Origin of the sequence: Nonomuraea sp. MG754425 (genome assembly GCF_021699195.1) — a bacterium.
Lineage (GTDB): Bacteria > Actinomycetota > Actinomycetes > Streptosporangiales > Streptosporangiaceae > Nonomuraea.
Genome location: NZ_SSXE01000392.1, coordinates 1 through 2,235 on the forward strand (window position 1 = coordinate 1; position 2,235 = coordinate 2,235).

At 76.2% G+C, this 2,235-nt stretch carries 1 protein-coding gene; it reads left to right on the forward strand.

Translation table 11 applies throughout. The features are described from left to right. The coding region (locus tag FAF44_RS52890) for an amino acid adenylation domain-containing protein (RefSeq protein ID WP_237111071.1) at positions 1–2,235 on the forward strand (2,235 nt) is incomplete at both ends.

Here is a 2,235-nt window from a genome sequence, read left to right on the forward strand (position 1 = left end):
GCCCTCCCCCTCGCGCCGGACGCCCCGGCCACCCTGGGCGAGCTGTTCGACGCCGCCGCCGCCCGCGACCCGGCCGCCACCGCCGTCACCCAGTGCGCGCTGGACGGCGGCGTCCGGTCGCTGACCTACGGCGAGCTGGCCGCGGAGAAACGGCGGCTGGCCGAGGCGCTGCGCGCGGCCGGAGCCGGTCCGGGCGAACGCGTCGCCGTGGCCGTGCCGCGCTCGGTCGAGCAGGTGGTCGCCCTGGTCGCGATCGTCTCGGCGGGCGGCGCGTACGTGCCGCTGGATCCGGCCTACCCGGACGAGCGGCTGGAGTACATCCTCGGCGACGCCGCGCCGCGGGTCATCCTCGTGGACCGCGCGCACCGCGACCGCTTCGCCGGGCTGGCGGCCAGGGCGGGCGTGCCGGCCCGCGTGCTCGTCCAGGGGGAGCCGCCGTCCGCGGGCGAGAGCGGCGGGCCCCTGCCCGGACCCGACGACCCGGCGTACGTGATCTACACCTCCGGCTCGACCGGCAGGCCCAAGGGGGTCGTCGTCCCGCACTCCAGCGTGCTGGCGCTGCTCGCGAACACCCGGCGCGACATGGGCTTCGGCCCGGACGACGTGTGGGTGCAGTTCCACTCCTCCTCCTTCGACTTCGCGGTCTGGGAGCTGTGGGGCGCGCTGGCGCACGGCGGCGAGCTGCTGGTGCCGGAGTACGGGCTGACCCGCTCTCCGCTCGACTTCCACCGGCTGGTCCGCGAGCGCGGCGTCACCGTGCTCAACCAGACGCCGTCGGCGTTCTACCAGTTCATCGAGGCCGACCGGCAGTCCGGCGAGCCGGTCACCGCGCTGCGCAGGATCGTCTTCGGCGGCGAGGCGCTGGATCCCGGACGGCTGCGCGGCTGGGTCGAGCGGCACGGCACGCGCTCGCCCGAACTCGTCAACATGTACGGCATCACCGAGACGACCGTGCACGTCACGCACCGCGTGCTGACCGACGACGACTTCGCCGGGGACACCGCCAGCCCGATCGGCGGCCCCATCCCCGGCCTGGTCGCCCACCTGCTCGACGAGCGGCTCCGTCCGGTGCCGCCGGGCCGGGTGGGCGCCATCTACGTCGCCGGCGACCAGGTGTCGCTCGGCTACCTGGGCCGGCCGGGGCTCACCGCGAGCCGGTTCGTGGCGAACCCGTTCGCGGGCGACGGCTCCCGCATGTACCACACGGGCGACCTCGCCCGCCGCACGCTCGACGGCGAACTCGTCTTCGTGGGACGGGCCGACGACCAGGTGCAGCTCAAGGGCTTCCGCGTCGAGCCGGGCGAGGTGGAGTCGGCGATCAGGGAGCTGGACGGAGTGCTCGACGCGGCCGTCACCGTGGCCGGCAGCGGGGATCACCTGGTCGCGCACGTCGTGGGCGCGGTGCCGGAGGACTTCGCCGGCCTGCTGGGGGCGAAGCTGCCCGCGCACCTGGTGCCGGGCCGGGTGCTGGCGGTGGACGCGCTGCCGCTGACGGTGAACGGGAAACTGGACCGGCAGGCACTCGCCGAACAGGCCGCCCGGCCGGACACCTGGGGGCTGCCGGGCGAACCGGGGCGGGCGGGGGCATCGACGCTCGCCCACGGGCCCGGGGTCGCGGACGAGCCCGGGATCACACACGGGTCCGGCGGCACGCACGGGCCTGGGATCACACACGGGTCCGGAGTCACACACGGGTCCGGGAGCATGCACGGGTCCGGGGTCACGCATGAGCCCGGGGTCTCGCGTGCGGGGGCGCTTGCCGCGCTGGTGGGGATCTTCGCCGAGGCGCTGCCCGGCTCCGAGGCCGACGGCGACACCGACTTCTTCCGGGCCGGGGGTGACAGCATCGTCGCCATCACCGTGGTCAACCGGGCCAGGGCACTCGGCCTGCGGATCTCCCCGCGCGAGGTGTTCCTGCACCGGACGCCGCGCGCGCTCGCCGACCACCTGGAGGCCGGCACGCCGCCGCCCGTGACGCCCGCGCCCGCCGTCCACGCGGACGGCCCGCTGACGCCGACGCCGATCATCCTGCGCCAGCGGGAGCTGGGCGGCTCGCTCGCCCGGTTCGCCCAGGCCAGGATGCTGCCCGCGCCCGAGGGCACCGGGTTCGCCGACGCCCTGCGCGCCGCGAACGCCGTCGTGGCCGCGCACCCGGCGCTCCGGCTGCGGCTGCGCGTCGAGCACGGAGTGTGGGCCCTGAGCACCGACCCCGCCCGCGAGGTCCCCGTCCTGCGG